The organism is Siphonobacter sp. BAB-5405 (assembly GCF_002872335.1).
GTDB lineage: Bacteria > Bacteroidota > Bacteroidia > Cytophagales > Spirosomataceae > Siphonobacter.
Window position 1 is genome coordinate 41,693 of sequence record NZ_NJAG01000022.1, and the last position, 17,348, is coordinate 59,040.

A 17,348-nucleotide genomic window follows, 5' to 3' on the forward strand; every position below is an offset into this window, starting at 1 on the left:
TACGTATGAGACGCTTGCTTTTGCTGGCATTGGTTGGACTAGCCTCTGGGGCGTACGCTCAACAAAACCCAGACTACTATAATAAAAAACAGGATTATGAGTACCGTAGCGTACCAACCCGGACGATGGGATCCCCCTTCGAACGCTACACGCACTATCAGATTTCCGCCCGGTACGGTGTCGCTTCTCCACTGGGTAGCCTGAAAGACTATACGAACGCAACTTCCAAGTACCACTATAACGTGTCCGGTGAATTTATCTTTCCCAAGAACTTCTCGCTGGGCTTACAGTTTAATTATTCCTACTTCAAGGAGCGTTCAGCCCGTCAGGTTTACACGGAAGGAGACCAGGATATTTCAGCGGTTCAGACGCGTTCGCTGGGAGCCACTTCCCTGCACGTCTTCGGTAAATACCACTTCACGGGTTCGAATGCTCCCATACGACCGTATGTGTTAGCGGGACTCGGCGGTACGGCCATGCGGAATCTCACGTATTTTGGCTATCTGGAAGAAGGGAAGAATTCAGTGGCGTTAAGTGGACAGGTTGGCCTGGGGGCTCGGTTCCTGTTTGCCAAAAATGGCAACTTTGGAGCCGATGTACAGGCTACTTACTTCTATTCGCCCTTCAAGAGCGATTACCTTTCGAATGTTACCAACGTTTCGGCATCGGCCGGACTATTCTATCGCTGGTGGTAAACCGCCAGAAGTATTGATAGACAAAAAACCGCTGAACGTTTTTTCAGCGGTTTTTTTGTGGACTAATCCCAAGTGATTCCCACTTGCACGTACAGATTTAATAATGTGAACGTATTGTTAACCAGCGTCTTGTATTCTTCTTGAAAGCGTAAAATGCCATTGAAAAAGGGATAATTTTTATAAAATATCTTGCGATATGGAAGTACGCACCCATTTTCGCACGATTGTCCTTTCGGATATACATTTAGGCTCAAAAGGGTCGAAAGCCCGCGAAGTAACCGCCTTTCTCAAACAGTACACTTGTGACAAGTTGCTGCTGAATGGTGACATCATCGATGGCTGGCAATTGAAGAAGTACGGCAATACCTGGAAGAAAAAGCATACGGGCTTTTTTCGGCAGGTACTCAAAATGATCGAGCAGTACGATACAAAGGTCATTTATCTGCGGGGTAACCACGATGATTTTCTGGACCACGTCTTACCCCTACGCGTGGGCAAATACTTTTCCATCCGCCGCGACTACATTCTCAAAACCCACCTGAACCAGCATTATTACGTCACGCACGGGGATATTTTCGACCGCATTACCACACATCTGAAATGGCTGGCTTACGTGGGCGACGTCGGGTACAATCTGCTGCTGGGCATTAATAAATTCTACAATCACTGGCGAGCCTGGCGGGGGTTGCCGTACTATTCGCTTTCGCAGGAAATCAAACACAAGGTGAAAGCGGCGGTCAACTACATTTCGGATTTTGAGGAAAAACTGGCGGATCTGGCTCAATCCAAAGGTTGTACCGGAATCATCTGCGGGCATATTCACCAGCCCTCCATCCGTATGATCGGAAATGTGCAGTACCTGAACTCGGGCGATTGGGTAGAATCCCTAACCGCTTTAGTGGAAGATCACGAAGGCGTCTGGAATCTGCTGTACTACACGCCAACCACCGTGGATAATAAAGAAGAGGAAACTTCTACCGAAGAAGAAGACGATCAGCAGGAAGACCTATTAAAAAGCCTTATATCTTTGAGTGCGATGAAAGCGTAAGGTATGCGAATTCTTTTTTTTATTCAGGGCGAAGGCCGTGGCCATCAGACGCAGGCGGTTGCTCTGTACGAAATCCTGCGAAATCAGGGGCACGATTTAGTAGGGGCCATCGTAGGCGTTGCTCCGGATCGGGAGATTTCTTCCCTGCTTCGGCAGTACCTGCCCACGGATTTTAAAGCAGTCGAAAGCCCGGCCCTGCTGTATAGTGACAAAACTAAAGCCCTTGCCGTAGGGCCTACGCTGCTGACGAACGCCCGCAAAGGCACTCGTTTCTGGCGGCAGGCTACGGAAATCAATACCTTTATCCAGGAAAAAAAGCCCACCGTCATCGTAAATTTTTACGAAATGATGTGTGGGGTCTGGCAGTGGCAATACCGCTCGCCGATTCCGGTGGTCTGCATTGCTCACCAATATTTGTTACTGCACCGCCGCTTCGAGCTACCCGCCGAAGGCGTACTCAACCGGCGGATTGTCAACACCATCACCTGGTTGTCGGCCGTCGGAAGCCGCCGGAAACTGGCCCTGTCTTTCTACGAAATGGCGGATGATGTGGCCGCCAATATTTACGTCATTCCTCCTTTACTCCGACAGGACGTATTGGAACTGGAAACGACTGAAGAACCTTTCCTGCTGGCCTATACGACCAATTACCGCTTGGCCTCGGATCTGGAAGACTGGTGTCGTACGCACCCCGATACGCACGTGCAGGCCTTCTGGGATCGCCCGGGAGTCGCAGCGGTCGAGCAGCCTTTACCGAATCTAACGCTTCATCAGGTGAATGCTACGGCTTTTCTGGATGCCATGCGTCGCTGCCGGGGGCTGGTGAGTACGTCCGGCTTCGAATCGATCTGTGAGGCCATGTACCTGGGTAAGCCGGTCATGTTATTCCCAACGCCGGGGCATTTTGAACAGGCCGTGAATGCCCTGGATGCCGTACGAGCCGGTGTCGGCATACGGGCCACTTCGTTTCTGGATCTGGATCGCTTTCTAGCCTACCTACCTACGCACCAATCCATCCAGACCCGTTTTCAGGACTGGCACCGACGTGGGTCCGAGCTAATCGTACGGCATCTGGAAGAACTCAGTCGTTAAGCTTTGGTTTGATCGTTGATACGATCAATCAGCTTCTTCAGCTCTTTTTGACGTTCTTCACTGCTTTCGGGATAATGCATAAAGAGGCTGCTGAGTTTTTCCAGAATCAGCTGGCTTACAATCAGCCGCATGTTCTTTTTATCATCCGCCGGGATGATGTACCAGGGCGATTTTTTCGTTGACGTTTGGTTGATGGTTTCTTCGTAGGCCTGCATGTAATCGTCCCAGTAGTCCCGCTCATTAACGTCGCTTTCTTCAAATTTCCAGTTCTTAGAAGCATCTTCAATACGACTGATGAGGCGACTGGCCTGTTCTTCCTTCGAAACGTTCAGAAAGAATTTCATGACCTCAATGCCGTTATGCCGCAGGTATTTTTCGAACGCCTTGATGTCTTTATACCGATGTTTGAAAAGCTTATCCATGTCTTCGGTGAGCTCATGGGGTAGCAGTTGCGTATTCGTAATAATCTCGGGATGAACTTTCGTGACGAGGACTTCTTCATAATAACTGCGGTTGAAGATACCAATGGTACCCCGTTGCGGGAGTCGCAGGCTCGTACGCCACATGAAATCGTGTTCGAGTTCGAGCGAAGAAGGCTTCTTGAAATTATGAATATTGACGCCAAAAGGGTTGACGCCGGTAATCACGTGGCCGATGGTTCCGTCTTTACCGGCGGCGTCCATGGCCTGGAAAATCAATAAGAGTCCGAAACGATTATGAGCATACATCAGGCTTTGTAAATCGTCGATTTCCTGACGATACTGCGTCAGCAGTTCTTCGTATTCATCTTTGTTCTGATACAGATCTTTAATTTTCGTTGCGGCTTCCTTGATTTTGAAAGAACCCTTGCCTGTGAACCGAAAATCATCGGAGTTGAGTGATACATTCATAAAGAGTGTGGAACAGAAGTCTAAAAAATAGGGTGTTGCCCCTACGGGCTGGTACAGTAGTGGGCAGTATTAACAAAAGATGTGCCCGCCGGTCCAATACATAGCGACAGGCAATAATCAAAAGATAAGAATGGCGTGGAATATTCCTGGGTGTAAGCAAACTATCCTGACACGCTTGATGTTATTACAACACATGAAAACATTCATTCAAACGCTCAAATGGAGTCTTCTGTCGGTGGCAACGCTTATGGCTTGCCAATCGCCCGCACAGGAGCAAAAGAAAGCTATGACAACGGACAAACCTCTGCCTAAAACCACTGTAAACGTACCTGCGGGTCTGGAAGTAGCCACCTTAGGATCCGGCTGTTTCTGGTGTACTGAAGCGGTGTTTCAGCGGCTGGAAGGCGTCGTGAAAGTAGAATCGGGTTACTCGGGTGGTTTTGTGGAAGACCCTTCCTATAAAGCCGTCTGCACGGGACAAACCGGTCACGCGGAAGTGACGCAGATTACCTACGATCCCAAGAAAATTAGCTATGCCGATCTGCTGGCCGTATTCTGGCGTACCCACGATCCGACCACGCTGAACCGTCAGGGCAACGATGAAGGCCCGCAGTACCGCTCGGCGGTTTTCTATCACAACGAAAAGCAAAAAGAAGAGGCTGAACACTGGAAAGCGGAAGTAGACAAGGCGAAAATCTACCCCGATCCGCTGGTAACGGAAATTACGCCCTTTACCAACTTCTACAAAGCCGAAGCGTACCACCAGGATTACTACAACCAAAATGGTCGTCAGCCCTATTGTTTGTTTGTGGTACGACCCAAAGTTGAAAAGTTTGAGAAAGTATTTAAAGATAAACTCAAACAAACGCATTAATTGAATACAAGGCCTGGCCTGCGAAAGTCTCCGTCCTACGGGCGGAGACTTTTTTGTTTTGCCCGGACAAGCCCTAATTTCGCACTACATAGACCGAAAGGCACTGGTGTTTGAACACCTACTTGAGGTCATTAATCAACGAGCCATGTCCGTACATAATCCCGATATCAAGCGAGTGACGACGCATACGTTACAGGAATTAAAAGCAAAAGGGGAGAAGATCAGTTGTCTGACCGCTTACGATTTTTCGATGGCCAAGCTCATCGATGCGGCTGGCGTAGAAGTAATTCTGGTGGGCGATTCCGCTTCGAATGTGATGGCGGGCCATGAAACCACCCTGCCCATTACGCTGGATCAGATGATCTATCACGCTCAATCCGTGGTACGCGGCGTGAAACGGGCTTTGGTGGTAGTCGACTTACCTTTTGGTTCCTACCAGGGCAATTCACAGGAAGCCCTGCGTTCGGCCATCCGGATTATGAAAGAGTCGGGAGCCCACGCTGTGAAGCTGGAAGGAGGAGCCGAAATTCGGGAATCCATCGAACGCGTACTCAGTGCCGGTATTCCGGTGATGGGCCATTTGGGCCTTACGCCCCAGTCGATTTACAAGTTCGGAACCTACGCCGTGCGTGCCAAGGAAGAGGCCGAAGCCCAAAAGCTGAAAGACGATGTACAGTTGCTAGAAGAACTCGGCTGCTTTGCGTACGTACTCGAGAAAATTCCGGCGACTCTGGCAGCAGAAGTAACGGCTTCCGTTCATATCCCAAGTATCGGCATTGGAGCGGGAGCAGGCTGCGACGGGCAGATTCTGGTGATGCACGACATGTTAGGAATCAACCAGGAGTTTAAGCCGCGTTTCCTGCGTCGGTACGCCGATCTGGCCGGAGTAATCCAGGAAGCAGTATCCCATTACGTAGACGATGTAAAGACAAAAGATTTCCCTTCCGAGAAAGAAGGCTACTAAACGCTGGAAAGCTATGAATCCTCAAGTAGGCAAGTGGCTGATGGGGCTGGGCGGATTCCTGGTCGGTGCCGGATTGCTGATTTATTTGTTTTACGATAAATTGCATTGGCTGGGCCGGTTGCCCGGCGACATCCGAATCGAACGGGAAAATTTTCGAATGTACCTGCCCCTTACGACCTGCCTCTTGGTAACGGTACTCATTAATGTCGTTCTTTGGCTCATGCGGAAATGGTTTTAGTATCAGTAAATGATAATGCACCATCGGTTCTTTTCCGGTAACCCTTTTACTTTTGAACGGTCTCTTTCAGAACATTTCAATCAATGAAAAACGTATCTCGCAGAAAATTCCTGACGACTTCTGCCGTAGTGGCGGCAACCCCCGCAACGGTATTACCCGTGGCCGCGGCTCCATCCAAAGAACTCTTCGTACACCACGTGTACTTTTTCCTGAAAAATAAAGGAAATGAAGCTGACCGGAATAAATTGATGGAAGGTCTCGAAAAGCTTCGGAAGGTTCCGACCATCCGCCTGAGTCACATTGGTGTTCCGGCTCCTACCAATCGTAGTGTGATTGAAAAAGGCTATGATGTTTCATGGATGTTGTTCTTTGATAACCTAGATGAAGAAGAAATTTACCAAAAGCACCCAATTCACCTTAAATTTGTGGAAGATTATTCCCATTTGTGGGAAAAGGTAATTGTTTACGATTCCATTGGTCCTGCTCCCAAAAAAGCTTAACGATACCATAATATAAAAGCCCCTTTGATCGAACCGACCAAGGGGGCTTTTGTTTTATACCGCTGAATTAAAAAATCCATTTGGCTCGCAGACTCAGGTTACGGCCTTGATCATCAGCGTAATACCGAAAGCGATTGAGGTAATCGCGATAGCGGGTATTGAAGGCATTACTGACGCTCAAGCTCAGTTGCAAGGGGTGATGATGGATGGGAATAGAACCGCCAATGGCCGCATTCCAGAGCCAGTAGGCCGCTGGGGGAGGAGCAAAGTCACCGTTTTCGGGAGCCCGGATTTGTTTAGCTACGTAAGAATGCCCGGCTTCCACAAAGAAATTCGTCAAGCCCAACACAGCCTTCTCGGGTTGCCATCGCAAAGAGTTTTCCAATCGATCCGGTGGAATTTGGACGAGTCGGGCCTCGTGTTCAACATCCTTTGCCCGTACTACGGCGTATTTGGTTTGCCAGCTTAGTGGTTTGGTTATCAGGTACGTAAAGGAGGCATCAATTCCCTGGAAAACAGCATTCACCTGCGTATACTTGAAATAAGGGAACGCTCCGCGAATGGTCAGGATGGGTTCGGACTGCGGCTTCAGATAAATGAAGTTCTGCATGTAATTGCGGTAAACGGAAACCTCCGCCCGGAGCCGCTTACCTGTATACTCAGCTGTATAGTCCAGATTAAAAGCGGTTTCGGGGTTTAGAGTCGCATCACCTTCCTCGTAAGCGGCGGCTCCGTGGTGAACACCGGCACTGTACAGTTCATTGACATTGGGTGGTCGCCAGGCCATTCCACCGTTCAGTCGCATGGACCAGTGTGAACCCAGTCGTCGAAGGACGCCCAGACTACCCGAGGCATTGCCAAATTGCAAGTGTTCATAGGTACGAACGCCCCGGCTGGGAAAAAGAGTAATGCGTTGATAACGAAAGTCATAGCGTACCCCCGCTTCCAGCTCCCAGTCCTGATGCGTATACTTTTCCAACCAGAAAAGTCCTGCCGTAGCTTGTCGGAAATTAGGAATCAGCGGACGACCGTATACCAGGTTCCGTTGATACGAAAGACTCAGTCCGGCTGAGCCCGTAATTTTCCGGGCAATGGCAGGATGCTCCCAAACCAGATCGGCCGTAAAGCTGGTCAGCTTGAAATTTAATTCCGGTCGGTTCAGATTGGCTAAACTATCGTTACGGGGACGGTGTAAGTCGTACTCGGCCCGTTCATTGATTTGCCGGGCCAGTGTAAGGTTCCAGACGCCCCGCTGAGCCGGAGCGTAACTAATTTTCAGCTTCTGTAGCGTATGAGAAACGTCCTGAAAAGGGCGATTAATCTGGTAACTAAAGCCACTTTTAATGAAAGGTTCGCCGTTTTTCAGTACGTTTTCCAGATCACTCACACTGCCAATGTGTGAACCACTAAAAATGCCCAGTTCCGTCGAAAATTGAGTCATGAAACCTTCCAGTTGCCAGTTTCCCCGCCGATAGCCCAGTGTTATGGAATAATTACGTTCAGAGATACCCGTATTATCCAGAAAATAACCGGGTGTACGAATGTTACCCCCGCGTTTGAGGGTGCCCTGTACCCGCCAGGCCAGACCAGGTACTATGCCCAAGCCTCCCTGTAGCTGTAAAGAGCCGACGCCCTGCCGTCCATTACTGAAACCAACTAAGTTTAATTCGCCCTGAAAGTCAGGCTGTTGGGGCAAAGGCTCGGGTTCTACCAGAACTACACCCGCCAGGGCCTCCGGTCCATAGCGAACGCCCGCTGCTCCTTTCACAACCGTTAGCCGTTTGGCCACAAAAGGGTCAATTTCAGGAGCGTGTTCACTGCCCCATTGCTGTCCTTCCTGGCGAATACCATTGTTGAGAATCAGTACCCGATTGGAATGCATACCGTGTATAATAGGCTTACCAATACTACTACCGGTTTGCAGGGTAGTAACGCCCGTCACATTCTTTAAAGCATCGGCCAAGGTCTGCCCGCGAGTTTGGTCAAGGACTATACCTTCGATGGTCGAGCGAGTGAGCAGGGAGCTCTCCAGTCGTTGGGCAGTTACGGTAACATTCTGTAAGTGAACGTCTTCCTCTCGTAAATGGAGGTCCTGCTCCAGCTCTTCGTGGCGTAATTCGATGGAAAGGGTGTCGGACTGATAGCCCAGCACCTGGCAGACAAGCTGGTGCTTACCCTGACAAAGGTTACGTAGTTCATACCGCCCGGCGGCGTTCGTTTGCGTTTGCCGCTTAGCCTGCGGCAACCAGATGACGGCACCCGCTACCGGCTGCCCGGTTTGCCGATCGTTGACTTCTCCTCGTAACGTACAGGAGCAGTTCTGAGCATAGAGCGAACCACTCATCAACAGCAATCCTAATCCAGTCAACCAGCGAATCATGTGATATCAATAAATCCCGAAAGCAAAGGTACGTCTTTCTTGCAATACTGTTGCAAAAGTGGCTGTTAGGCGGCAATTGATTATTAGAAATAGATTAGAGTTAAGATGAATTTGTTTAATTCTAAGTTCCCAAACCTTCCGCAAAGTACCGTGGCCCAATTTTTTAAGCATCTATGAGCGTCTTTGAGCTAAAATGATTATTTGTTCCAATCAACTCTTAAGGACCTTATAATCAATGATTAAAGCAGGAAAATTACCAGCCGCCCTGAATTTTTGAATTCAATCTGTTTTAAGCCATTGTTTAACCAAACAAAAAATTTCTTAAACATACCGTCGCCCTACACAGCCCATGACTGCTCTTGAATTTACTCATCACGTTGGCCATGTGTCCAAATCTCTTCGACCCTTTGCGTTACGGCTGACGAAAGATGCTGAAGAAGCCAACGACCTATTACAAGATACTCTACTGAAAGCTTTTACCAATCGTGATAAGTACGCTGATGGAACGAACATCAAAGCGTGGCTCTACACGATTATGAAAAATACGTTTATTACGAACTACCAGCGAATGGTTCGTAAGAACACCTTCATTGATACCTCCGACGATCTGTACTATCTGAATTCGCTGGAGAGCTCAACCGATAATCAAGCCTATTCAACCTTTGCTCTGGAAGACATTAACGCGGCCATTCGGATCCTCGATGATTCGCACAAGACGCCCTTTATGATGTATTTTCAAGGGTACAAGTACCACGAAATTGCCGAGCAGTTACAGATTCCTATCGGTACAGTAAAAAACCGTATTCACCTGGCTCGTAAAGAGTTGAAAGACCGACTCAGTGTGTATGAATATGCCTACTAGTCGTACTGTGTGAGCATGTAGTAAAAAGGCCGGGGCTAGCTCCGGCCTTTTTACTTACGTACGGCCCCCAAACATTTGTGGGTTTTTTGAGTTATTGTATTGATTTTTCACCTGCACCCATGGGCAAACGAGTAATAGTTATAGGAGCTGGATTCTCGGGACTGGCAGCCGCTACGGCTCTAGCTGATCGCGGATATTCTGTGACCATTCTGGAAAAAAATGATACGCCGGGTGGTCGAGCCCGGCAATTCGAAGCCAAAGGTTTTGTATTTGACATGGGACCCAGCTGGTACTGGATGCCGGACGTTTTTGAACGGTACTTTGCCCGTTTTGGAAAGAAACCTTCGGACTACTACGAACTTAAACGTCTGGATCCTTCCTATACGGTAATTTTTAATACCGAAGATGTTATTGATTTACCCGCTAATCAAACGGAACTGGAGCAACTGTTTGAAAGCATAGAACCCGGTAGTGCACCCCGTCTGCGGGCTTTTCTGGAACAGGCCTCTTATAAATATGACGTAGGGATGAATAATTTCGTCTGGAAACCCAGTCGGAGCCTTACGGAGTTTTTAAGCCTTAAATTACTGGCAGATGTTAGTCGGCTGGACGTACTGCAATCTTTTCATCAGCATATTCGGAAATACTTCAAGCAGGAGAAAATTCTTAAACTGATGGAGTTCCCCATCTTGTTTTTGGGGGCCATTCCACAAAATACACCGGCCCTGTATAGCCTGATGAACTATGCCGAAATTGCCCTGGGTACCTGGTATCCGATGGGTGGGATGCACGAAATCGTGAAAGCGATGGTGAGTCTGGCGGAGGAAAAAGGCGTACAGATCAATCTGGGTGAGGAAGTCGAACAAATCATTATTAAAGGGGGAAAAGTACGGGAGGTACAAACCAAGCTCGGCAGCTATCAGGTGGATACCCTGGTGGCGGGGGCGGATTACCACCATGTGGAAGATGCCCTGGTAGAACCTCAGTTCCGGAATTACACCGAAGAATACTGGAATAGCCGGACGATGGCTCCTTCTTCCATTCTGTTTTATCTGGGCGTCAACCGACGTATTGATAAACTTCGGCATCACAACCTGTTCTTTGACGAAGATTTCAGTCTGCACGCCCACGAAATCTATACGCAGCCGCAGTGGCCTTCTAAGCCTTTGTTTTATGCCTCTGCTCCGTCCAAAACGGATCCGAGCGTGGCTCCGGAAGGCTGCGAAAATTTATTTTTACTCATTCCGGTAGCTCCAGGATTGCCCGACGATACCGAAACGATACGCGAACAGTACTACGACCTGATTATGGACCGGCTGGAGCAGTACGTAGGGCATGCGATACGTCCGCACGTTGTTTACAAACGCAGCTACGCCCACCGGGATTTTATTGACGATTATCACGCCTTTAAAGGCAATGCCTATGGACTGGCCAATACGCTGCGGCAAACGGCTTTGTTGAAACCCACGCTGAAGAACAAAAAAGTCAGCAATTTATATTATACCGGTCAGCTGACCGTACCCGGACCAGGGGTACCGCCAGCCTTGATTTCGGGTCTGGTGGTCGCCGATGAACTCCACCGGGAACAGCAGGTATAGTGTGCCATTTTTTAAGTACCTTGCTTTACTAAACCTGGGTTACGTTGATGAAAGATATGCTGGCTTTATACGAACAAACCACGCTGGAATGCAGTCGCCTGATTACCCAGCGGTACAGTACTTCCTTTACTTTAGGTATCAAAACCCTGGATCCCAAACTCCACTGGGCCATCTATGCCATTTATGGGTTCGTTCGGTACGCGGATGAAATTGTGGATACCTTTCATGATTTTAACAAAAAGGAATTACTACTGCGGTTTAAGTATGACACGTATCAAGCCATCGAAGAGGGCATTAGCCTGAATCCCGTTCTGCATTCTTTTCAGAAAGTAGTCAACCAGTTTGGTATCGAACGCCCTTTGATTGAAGCCTTTCTCCGGTCCATGGAAATGGACCTCGATGAGACAAAATACAACGAAGCAGGGTACGAAACCTACATTTATGGCTCGGCTGAGGTCGTGGGCCTGATGTGCCTTCGAGTTTTTTGCGAGGGCGACTGCCAGCAATACGATCAGTTGTGCGAACCGGCCCGCCGGCTGGGCTCGGCCTTTCAGAAAGTGAATTTTCTACGAGATATCAAGTCCGATTTTCATGATCGGGGGCGGGTTTACTTCCCGGGCGTTGATTTCAGCCGTTTTTCTCCTCAGGATAAGAAAAGCATTGAAGCGGATATTCAGGCCGATTTTGATGCGGCTCTGACGGGTATTCGCCAGTTGCCACGTTCGGCTCGGATGGGTGTGTACCTGGCTTACTGCTACTACCTACGCCTTTTCGCTAAAATCAAGGCTCTTCCCATTGCCCGTATTCAGGAGGAGCGAATTCGGGTACCCGACGTACAGAAGCTACTCATGCTGGCTAAAATTTACCTCTCTTTCCGAACGATTTAACGCTCGCAGTTACGTATAAAGGAATCGGCAAAATCGTAAGACTTTTCAGAACGATTTTGTCATGCCTACGTGTGTTCTTCCCTGAATGTCATTATATTCGTCAAAATTATATTAATTCTATAGATTTTATATACTAATAGTAAAAATATGAATATACCCATAAAATACTAGTAAAAAGTTGTAGAAATAATATTTGGTAAAAGTCATAAATACATACTTTTAATAACATTATTTAAGGATTTTGTAAATTTTTATGTGTTTGATAGTTTATTATAAGCATATATTATTCTAATTTGTAATTTGCTTTTGAGAATACCTTATGACCTATACCTTTTGGTAAATTTTATTAGGAATTGGATTTAATTGATACCAGCTAATTTTTCAAGTTCTAGTTAATTGCCTAGTAAATAAAAAAACCGATAGCCGGCCAGGGCTATCGGTAGATGAATAAGGATTCGTGGGTAACGCCAATCACCTGTCACGAATCTTCTATTCGCGGTTTAATCCATCGTGTGCACCAAACCAATTTCAAAAGTATGAAAAAAAAGTACCTTACTCTTTTTCAGAGGGCTGGGCAAGGGCATTTTAAACGGAAATTAATGCTTCCGGCCTTGGTTATTACCCTAAGTGCTCCGCTGGCGGAAGCTGCTCTGACGAAGAAAGTGAAGCTGGAGCATGGCCCAGTGGCAACACTTGATCGCACCATTACGGGTACGGTAACCGACAAGGATAACAAGGAAGGGCTGCCCGGCGTTTCCATTCAGGTAAAAGGTACGTCGATCGGTACGACGACCGATGCTCAGGGGAAATTCAAACTCACCATTTCCGAGCAGGGTATACTGGTTTTTTCGTTTGTAGGTTACACAACGGTGGAGCAACCCATCGGCACACAAACGAGCTTCTCCATTGAATTAGCCAGTAATTCCAAAGAACTGACGGAGGTACTGGTCGTCGGTTACGGCACGCAAACCAAGAAGGAATTCACGGGTTCAGCAGCCCAGGTATCCGGCGAGGCAATTAAGGAATTGCCCGTCCAGAGTTTCGATCAGGCCTTGGCCGGACGGGCGGCTGGCGTAAGCATTGCCCAGCCCAACGGCGTATTAAATAATCCACCCGTTATCCGGATTCGCGGGGTGAACTCCATTTCGTTGAGTTCGTACCCGCTCATCGTGGTGGATGGTATTCCCATCAACACCGGTAATGTTTCTTCCGATTCGAACGTACCCAATAACCCTTTAAGTGACATTAATCCGGCGGATATTGAGTCGATTGATGTACTCAAAGATGCGGCTTCTACTTCTATTTACGGCTCGCGGGCGGCGGCGGGGGTACTCCTGATTACGACCAAACGCGGAAAAGAAGGCCGGGTGAAAGTAGGATACGAAGGCTGGGTAGGGGTGACCAATGCCGTACGTTTGCCGAAGCTGCTCAATGCCCAGCAATTTATGGACATTAAAAACGAAGCGGTACTCAATGCGAAAATTCTGAATGGGAAAGCCAACGACGAAAACGTACCCTCCCAGCAATTTTTCCCGATGTACAATGCCGACGGATCGCTGGTGGAAACCAACTGGTACGACGTCATTTACCGGACGGGCGTATCGCAAAACCACGGCGTAAACGTAACCGGCGGTTCAAAAACCACGAACTACTATTTCTCGGCCAATTACTCTGATCAGCAGGGTTTTCTGGTAAATAACAACTTCAACCGGAAAGCCGTCCGCTTTAATATTGATCATTCCGTTACGGATTGGTTCAAGCTACGGGGGAGTGTTAATTACAACACTTCCTTCAACCGTTCTCCCAACTCGGGTTCACTGCCCGGAAACGCTCAGCTGATCATTGGTGCCGCCCGGATGGCGATGACCTTGCTTCCCAATGTACCTGTCTACAATGCTGACGGCAGCTATAACTTACGCGAAGTAGTGGGCAACGGTACTATTGGGAATGGGAAAAATACGATCATCAGTAGTTACTACAACCCGGCCGCCCTGTTTGCTCTGAGCCGGTATACGTCCGAAAACGACCGGGTAATCGGTAGTTTCGGAGCCACCTTAAAACTGGCGAAAGGACTGGAATTTTCGACGACGTATGCGTTGGATCGCCTGCGTACGGATAATGTTGCCTTCCTGAGTGCTGAACGCGGTTCGAGTTCTTCCAGTAATGGAAACGTAACCAATGTAACGGCTCTCCGAAACAACTGGGACTGGACGAGCACGCTTTCGTATGACCGTCGTTTCAGTCACCACCATTTTGCGGCCCTGGCGGGGTATGACGTCCAAAAGTTTGACAATTCAGCCTGGGGTGCGGCTCAGTCGCAGGCGGCAGATAGCTACTTTAATGACTATCAGGGAAGCTGGGGAACGATTACGTCTTCGGGAAACCTGCTCAATAGTCGTTCGTACATTTCGTACTTTTCGCGGGTAACCTACGACCTCAAAGACCGATACTTCTTCACGGTCAACTTCCGCCGCGACGGAAACTCGGCTCTGGGAGCCAGTACGAAGTTTGGTAACTTCGGTGGTGTATCAGCGGGTTGGGCATTGTCTGAGGAAACCTTCTATAAGAACGCAGCTCTGGCCAATGTGCTCAACAACGTGAAACTACGGGCCAGCTGGGGTCGGGTTGGCAATGGTAACCTGACGAATGCGTACGGTTCGCTGGAATTATACAATTCTTCGCTGTACGGCTCGGCGGCTACCTGGCAACTGAACCAGGCCGGTAATACAAACCTGGGTTGGGAGACCAGTCAGCAAACTAATATTGGTGCCGATCTGGGACTGTTCAACAACCGGATTCAGCTGGATCTGACGTACTTCAACAACAACGTCGATGGCTTGATTCTGAATGCTCCGCAGTCGCCGTCAAAAGGGATTCCCGACAATGTAATTCTGCTGAACGTTGGTTCCATGTACAACCGGGGTTTTGAAATAGGTATTAACGCCAACATTCTTCGCAAAGGGGATTTCTCCTGGACGGCTAACCTGAACTACTCACACGTGCAGAACAAGGTAACGGCTTTGGGCGAAGGGAATGCCGACATTATCGGTACGACTTCGACAAGTTCCAACTCCTTCAACGTCACGCGGGTAGGTTATTCGGTAGGTAGTCTGTACGCGACGAAAACCGATGGCGTTAATCCCGAAAACGGTCGCCGTGTTTTCATCAATGCGAAAGGTGAACGCGTGCAATACAGCTCCGTAGTCGCTCCGGGTGAAAGCAATTACACCTATCTCGACGGTCGGGCTGCTCCGGCGATTTCTTCGGCGGATTCGTACCTAGTGGGAAATGCCCTTCCGAAATGGTACGGCGGCTTTGTCAATAACTTCAAGTACCGGGAATTCGATGTTAGTATCAACCTGACCTACGCGGGCGGTAACTATATCTACAATGGAACGAAAGCTACCCTGCGGGATCAGCGGTACTTTAACAACGGTGTGGATGTACTGAACCGTTGGACGACACCCGGTCAGATTACCGACATTCCCCGACTGGTTTACAACGATCAGACTTCCAATGGCAACACTTTTCCGATTGATGCCAACGTCGAAAAAGGCGACTTCTTACGCCTGCAAAACCTGTTAGTGGGCTATCGGATGCCTTCGCGTTTGTTCGGCAAAACGGGCCTGAGTTCCGTTCGCGTGTACCTATCCGGTTCCAACCTGTTCCTGCTGACCAAGTATACGGGTGCCGATCCCGAATCATCGTCCAACAGCAACAACAATACTTCACCTGGGGTGGAGCTGAACTCGGTTGGTTTGGGCAGAACATTTACGCTGGGACTTAATGTAGGATTTTAAGAAGGAAATTGAACATGAAACGATATACAACGATTCGCCGGGTTGGTACCTGCCTTTCCCTCAGTGTTTGGCTGGGCCTCACGGCATGCAGTGAAGAAAAGTATTTACAAACCGTACCACCTACCTCCATCGGTTCCGAGGATGTATTCTCGACTCCCGACCGCGTATTGGGTTTGGTCAACGGTTCGTACGATGCCCTGAAAAGTTCGGATTTTTACGGCGGACGTTTCCTGATCTATACGGATGTGCGGGGTGAGGATTTCGTCAACGTTACCGGTAATACCTTTACCGCTTACGAAAGCTGGACGAATGCGTATGCGTCGGGTTCCAACGACGTGAATACGCTCTGGGCAGCTGCGTACCGGGTTATCAATCGGTCGAATATCCTGATTGATGGTTTGCAGAAATACCCCGGAAAAATCACGGAAGCACTCTCGAAACAGTATACGGGTGAAGCGAAGCTGTTACGGGCTCTTTCGTATTTTAGTCTGGTAACGCTGTACGCCCGGCCGTATGTAGAAAATCAGGGAGCTACTCCCGGTTTGCCGCTACGACTACAGGGTGAAACAACACCCGCCAACAATGACCTGGCCCGTAGTTCCGTCGCCGAGGTGTACGCTCAGATTCTCAAGGATTTGAACGAAGCCGAAGCCGCCTTACCTGACTCATACACGACGCCTCTGCTCAACACGACCCGTGCTCATAAGAATACGGCCATTGCTCTGAAAACCCGAGTATATCTGAACATGGCTAATTACGCCAAGGTCGTGGAAGAAGCGAAGAAGATCGTACCACAAACCACGGCTCCTTTTACTGCCACGACGGGGGTGAAACATGCCTTACAGAATATCGTAACGATTTTCACGGAAAACTATACGTCCACGGAGTCCATTTTGTCGATGCCGATGACTGAACTGGATACTTACACCGGTCAGTCGTCGATTGGATATATCTACAATACCAACTCGGAGTACTACGTCAATCCAAGAGGTATTCTTGGTGATCCGCAATGGGCTACCAGTGATGCCCGGCGGAGTTTTCTACGGACGGCGTCGAATCAGCAGTATTTCAAGAAGTACGCGAAGCCGTCGCCCTTCCTGGATTACATTCCGGTAATGCGTTACGCCGAAGTATTGCTCAACTACGCCGAAGCCGCGGCTAAAACGGGTAACCTGACGCTGGCTACGAATTTGCTGAAAGCGGTACACGGTCGTTCGGATGCCAGCTACGTTTTTCCGGAGAGTGCAGTAAGTACTGAAGCGGCTCTGGTGAGTACAATCTGGAAAGAACGCCGCATTGAGTTATTGGGCGAAGGTTTCCGCTCGAATGACCTCCTGCGTAACTTACAGACTATTCCCGGTAAATCAGGCGGCTCGCTCATTGCGAACCCGGTCGCTCCTTCGGCGGCAAACTACATTTTCCCCTTACCGAATACGGAGATTTCAACCAATAAGTTGTTGCTGCAGTAACGGTGGATTTGGATACAAAAAGTCCCGGTCACGTGGAGTGGCTGGGATTTT

At 48.8% G+C, this 17,348-nt stretch carries 14 protein-coding genes; 12 read left to right on the plus strand and 2 right to left on the minus strand.

The window, feature by feature from the left end:
* Positions 1–5 precede the first annotated feature (5 nt).
* From BWI97_RS16805 to BWI97_RS16815, 3 genes are all read left to right on the plus strand, one after another.
* Positions 6–695, plus strand: a complete 690-nt coding sequence (locus BWI97_RS16805) for an OmpA family protein (RefSeq protein WP_094815215.1) — start codon at positions 6–8, stop codon at positions 693–695.
* A 196-nt stretch (positions 696–891) separates the two neighbouring features.
* Positions 892–1,743, plus strand: a complete 852-nt coding sequence (locus BWI97_RS16810; RefSeq protein WP_102201972.1) for a UDP-2,3-diacylglucosamine diphosphatase — start codon at positions 892–894, stop codon at positions 1,741–1,743.
* Between the two features lie 3 nt (positions 1,744–1,746).
* Positions 1,747–2,835, plus strand: a complete 1,089-nt coding sequence (locus tag BWI97_RS16815; protein WP_102201974.1) for a glycosyltransferase family protein — start codon at positions 1,747–1,749, stop codon at positions 2,833–2,835.
* Here BWI97_RS16815 and BWI97_RS16820 read toward each other — a convergent pair.
* Positions 2,832–3,725, minus strand: coding sequence for a polyphosphate kinase 2 family protein (locus BWI97_RS16820; protein ID WP_102201976.1), 894 nt, complete (start codon positions 3,723–3,725; stop codon positions 2,832–2,834). The two genes, BWI97_RS16815 and BWI97_RS16820, sit on opposite strands and share 4 nt — an antisense overlap.
* A 193-nt stretch (positions 3,726–3,918) precedes the next feature.
* On the opposite strand from BWI97_RS16820, the gene msrA reads away from it, so the two are divergent.
* The 4 genes from msrA (at position 3,919) to BWI97_RS16840 (ending at position 6,301) form a co-directional block, all read left to right on the plus strand.
* The gene (gene msrA / locus BWI97_RS16825; RefSeq protein WP_094815209.1) at positions 3,919–4,599 is read left to right on the plus strand and encodes a peptide-methionine (S)-S-oxide reductase MsrA; all 681 of its coding nucleotides are present in this window, start codon (positions 3,919–3,921) and stop codon (positions 4,597–4,599) included.
* Positions 4,600–4,744: 145 nt separating this feature from the next.
* Positions 4,745–5,563: a 3-methyl-2-oxobutanoate hydroxymethyltransferase gene (gene panB, locus BWI97_RS16830; RefSeq protein ID WP_094815206.1), complete on the plus strand. Its 819-nt coding sequence runs from the start codon at positions 4,745–4,747 to the stop codon at positions 5,561–5,563.
* A gap of 13 nt (positions 5,564–5,576) precedes the next feature.
* Positions 5,577–5,801: a DUF2905 domain-containing protein gene (locus BWI97_RS16835; protein ID WP_094815204.1), complete on the plus strand. Its 225-nt coding sequence runs from the start codon at positions 5,577–5,579 to the stop codon at positions 5,799–5,801.
* Positions 5,802–5,884: 83 nt separating this feature from the next.
* On the plus strand, positions 5,885–6,301 hold the full coding sequence (locus BWI97_RS16840) for a Dabb family protein (protein WP_094815201.1): 417 nt from the start codon (positions 5,885–5,887) through the stop codon (positions 6,299–6,301).
* 67 nt (positions 6,302–6,368) lie between these two features.
* On the opposite strand, the gene BWI97_RS16845 is transcribed toward BWI97_RS16840, so the two are convergent.
* Positions 6,369–8,681, minus strand: a complete 2,313-nt coding sequence (locus BWI97_RS16845; protein WP_102201978.1) for a TonB-dependent receptor — start codon at positions 8,679–8,681, stop codon at positions 6,369–6,371.
* Between the two features lie 349 nt (positions 8,682–9,030).
* On the opposite strand from BWI97_RS16845, the gene BWI97_RS16850 reads away from it, so the two are divergent.
* From BWI97_RS16850 to BWI97_RS16870, 5 genes are all read left to right on the plus strand, one after another.
* The gene (locus BWI97_RS16850) at positions 9,031–9,543 is read left to right on the plus strand and encodes an RNA polymerase sigma factor (RefSeq protein ID WP_094815197.1); all 513 of its coding nucleotides are present in this window, start codon (positions 9,031–9,033) and stop codon (positions 9,541–9,543) included.
* Positions 9,544–9,662: 119 nt separating this feature from the next.
* On the plus strand, positions 9,663–11,141 hold the full coding sequence (locus tag BWI97_RS16855) for an NAD(P)/FAD-dependent oxidoreductase (RefSeq protein ID WP_094815290.1): 1,479 nt from the start codon (positions 9,663–9,665) through the stop codon (positions 11,139–11,141).
* A gap of 56 nt (positions 11,142–11,197) precedes the next feature.
* Entirely contained in the window at positions 11,198–12,028 is an 831-nt protein-coding gene (locus BWI97_RS16860; protein ID WP_102202045.1) for a phytoene/squalene synthase family protein, read from the plus strand.
* Positions 12,029–12,627: 599 nt separating this feature from the next.
* Complete coding sequence (locus BWI97_RS16865; protein WP_102202046.1) at positions 12,628–15,828, plus strand: TonB-dependent receptor; 3,201 nt, start codon at positions 12,628–12,630, stop codon at positions 15,826–15,828.
* Positions 15,829–15,842: 14 nt separating this feature from the next.
* On the plus strand, positions 15,843–17,297 hold the full coding sequence (locus BWI97_RS16870) for a RagB/SusD family nutrient uptake outer membrane protein (RefSeq protein ID WP_102201980.1): 1,455 nt from the start codon (positions 15,843–15,845) through the stop codon (positions 17,295–17,297).
* The last annotated feature ends 51 nt before the right edge of the window (positions 17,298–17,348 follow it).